This window comes from Candidatus Thermoplasmatota archaeon (genome assembly GCA_035541015.1).
Classification (GTDB): domain Archaea; phylum Thermoplasmatota; class SW-10-69-26; order JACQPN01; family JAIVGT01; genus DATLFM01.
This window is the reverse complement of record DATLFM010000073.1, coordinates 1-2,702: the sequence shown is the minus strand read 5'-3', so window position 1 is coordinate 2,702 and position 2,702 is coordinate 1. Positions and strand designations below refer to the sequence as shown.

The 2,702-nt window shown below is 70.2% G+C and carries 4 protein-coding genes; 2 read left to right on the top strand and 2 right to left on the bottom strand.

Going from position 1 to position 2,702, the window contains the following annotated elements:
• Window positions 1–326: tRNA pseudouridine(38-40) synthase TruA (locus VM681_06550; protein ID HVL87649.1), on the bottom strand; the 326-nt coding region annotated here is incomplete at its 3' end.
• 188 nt (window positions 327–514) lie between these two features.
• Here VM681_06550 and VM681_06545 point away from each other — a divergent pair.
• Window positions 515–742: a hypothetical protein gene (locus tag VM681_06545; protein HVL87648.1), complete on the top strand. Its 228-nt coding sequence runs from the start codon at window positions 515–517 to the stop codon at window positions 740–742.
• A gap of 111 nt (window positions 743–853) precedes the next feature.
• Here the strand turns inward: VM681_06545 and rlmB are convergent, their stop codons facing one another.
• The gene (gene rlmB, locus VM681_06540) at window positions 854–1,606 is read right to left on the bottom strand and encodes a 23S rRNA (guanosine(2251)-2'-O)-methyltransferase RlmB (protein HVL87647.1); all 753 of its coding nucleotides are present in this window, start codon (window positions 1,604–1,606) and stop codon (window positions 854–856) included.
• A 53-nt stretch (window positions 1,607–1,659) separates the two neighbouring features.
• Here rlmB and VM681_06535 point away from each other — a divergent pair.
• Window positions 1,660–2,702, top strand: a 1,043-nt coding sequence (locus VM681_06535) for a DUF2070 family protein (protein HVL87646.1), incomplete at its 3' end; no start/stop codon positions are given.

Sequence of the window (2,702 nt, the reverse complement as noted above, 5' to 3'; positions counted from 1 at the left end):
GTCCTGGGCGCCGCGCGCCGGGGGTGGAAATCGGCAGGGACGCGCGCGGCGCCCAGGACCCACGCGAACCTCAAGCTCGCGTTGAGGGCGTCGGCGAGCTTGTCGGGGTGGAACGCGGTCGTCACGGCGGCGACGTTTCCGGCCGCGCTCACGCCGGCGTCCGTCCGGCTGGCCATTTGGAAGCGGCCTTCGTCCGCGCTCTGGCAGGCGCCGATGCGGGCAAGCGCCGACAGGAGGGCGTCCTCGACCGTTGGGACGTTGGGCTGGCGTTGCGACCCGTGGAACTTCGTGCCGTCGTAGGCTACCTTGAGAGCCAGGCGCTCCATCGCCCCCCGCACGCCCGGTACGGCCATGAACTCGACGCCGGCGCCAACCCGGCTTCGCGTCGGTCGAACATGTCAATCCGCCCGGCCCATGGCCAGCGGAAGTTTTTTTTACTCACTGCTCGTTTGGCTGTCTGCGAAATCTCAACGCGATGGTTGGGATGTGCTGGGGAAAGGGGGAGGAAAGCGACATGATCGATGGAAACTCCGGAGCCAAGCGCGCAAGCCAGCTGAAGGAAGTCAAGATCATGATCCCGGTGAACCAGCACATCCGATTGCATTCGGTGAAGGTGCTCACCGGCAAGCCCATCTCCGACACCGTGACCGAGGCCCTCGAACAGTACTTCACCCAGATGGGCCAGGCCAACCTCGCCACGCACGCAGCGCCCTCCGAGTTCTTCCAGGACATGACGTACTGACGATCACGCCTTCGAACGAAGCCTCCCGAAACCCCCCGGTTGGACCTCCGCGTTCGAATCAACCGGGGACGAGGGACCGGCGACGCCCTCCTCGCGGGCGTCGCCTTCCTTTCATCCCTTCCGAACCGAGCCCTGCCCCTTCCCCTTGGCCCGCTGCTGGCGCATCCGCTCGTAGAACAGGATCCCCGCGGCCACGCTCACGTTGAGCGATTCCCCCGCGCGCATGGGCAAGGCCACCGAGAAGTCCGCCAGGCTTGCGGGAAGCTTCCGCACGCCGCGCGCCTCGCCGCCCAGGACAAGCGCAAGGGGCCCCGTGAAGGAAACCTCGTCCCACGGCTTCCCCGACGCCTCGGCCACGCCGATCCAGACGTTCTCGCGCTTGAGCTCCCGGATCGCGGTCGCCAGGTTCACCGCGAGCACGACCGGGATGCGCGCGAGCGCACCCGCGCTTGCCTTGTGCGCCCCGGGCGAGATTCCCGCCGCCTCCCGCTCGGGGACAACGATGCCGTGCGCGCCGGCGGCAAGCGCCGTCCGCGCCACGGCGCCGAGGTTGTGCGGGTCCTCCACGCCGTCGAGGAGAACGAGGAAGGGGTCCTCGCCCCGCCCTCTTGCCCCCTCCAGCACGTCGGACAGGCGCGCGTACCCCCGCGGCGCCGCGATGGCGAGGATTCCCTGGTGCGGGCCGCCGTAGATCTCGTCCAGGCGGCGCTTCGTCACAAACTCGACCGGGATGCGGCGACGGCGGGCGAGATCGGCGATGCGGTCCCGGTCGCTCTCGCGCGACACGAGCACGCGCCGCACGGGCCGACCCGCCGCGATGGCCTCGAGGACGGGGTTCAAGCCCACGATGATCTCGCGCTTCATGGGGCCCGCAAGGCGGCCGGGAACGTTATATCCCTTGCTTGCGATCGGCGCGCGTGGACGCTGCCGCGCAGGCGCGCGCACCGGGCCAAGACGCCGGCTCCCGCGCCTTCCCCGAGCCGCCGCAAAGGCCCGGCCTTGTCGCGGACGAGGACGTGGCAAAGGCGCTTGCCTCAAGCGTCCAGGTGAACATCGAGAAGACCGCGCGCATGAGCCGCGCGCTCTTCCGCTCGCCCCGCCGCCGCGTGACCTTCTCCGCGATCCTTGCAACCTCGGTCTTCGGCCTCCTGCTCGAGCCCAGCCTGCCGGGGGGCCTTTTCCACGGCTTCCTTCTGATCGCGCTTCCCGGCCTTGTCGCCGCCTTCCTGTCCGCGCCGCTCATCCGCGCCATGGGCGGCACCTTCTACCAGAAGCGCTCGGCGTTCCTCGCGCTCCTGGGCTGCCTTGGCGTGGCCGTCGTGCTCGCCGTGGCGCAGGCGGCGCGCCTGGTCCTTGCCTTCCCCGAGGTCGTAAGCGTGCACCTCGCCTACGCGGCGCTCCTTGCCGTGCGGCACACGGCGCTCTACGCCACGGCCAACAACAAGCACCGCGCGACGCTTCCGGGAAGCCTCCTCCAGTTCCTCGCGGCCGTGCCGGCCATCGTGGCCCTCTACCCTCCCCAGCCGGGCGAGACGCTCGTCGCCGTGGCCCTGCCGCTTGTGTTCCTCCTGCCCACCGTCTTCTTCCTCTCCATCTTCGACACGCCCATCCGCCGCAACTTCGGCGTCTCGGCGTTCGACTTCCTGCGCTACTTCCTCGACCACTTCACGACCGGTTCGCGCGCGGGCGAGGATCTCATCGCCCGCATCGGGATGCCCATCGAGGCGCGCGTGGGCCTCGTCGCCTTCCGGCGCCCCGGCGGCAGGATCAAGGCCGTGGTGGCCGTGCCCTCGCTCCACCCGGGGCCCGTGGGCCACCTCGGCGGCGGCGACCTTCCCGAGAAGATCGCCGAGCGCATCCCGCGCGCCGAGCACGTGCTCGTGCCCCACGGCGCCTGCACGCACGACATGAACCCCACGCGCTCGGAGGAGGTCACGCGCGTGGGCGACGCCGTGAACGA

Bases quoted from the DNA above. Each gene is read 5' to 3' on its own strand.
- VM681_06545 (HVL87648.1), top strand. From the start codon at position 515: ATGATCGATGGAAACTCCGGAGCCAAGCGCGCAAGCCAGCTGAAGGAA.
- rlmB (HVL87647.1), bottom strand. From the start codon at position 1,606: ATGAAGCGCGAGATCATCGTGGGCTTGAACCCCGTCCTCGAGGCCATC.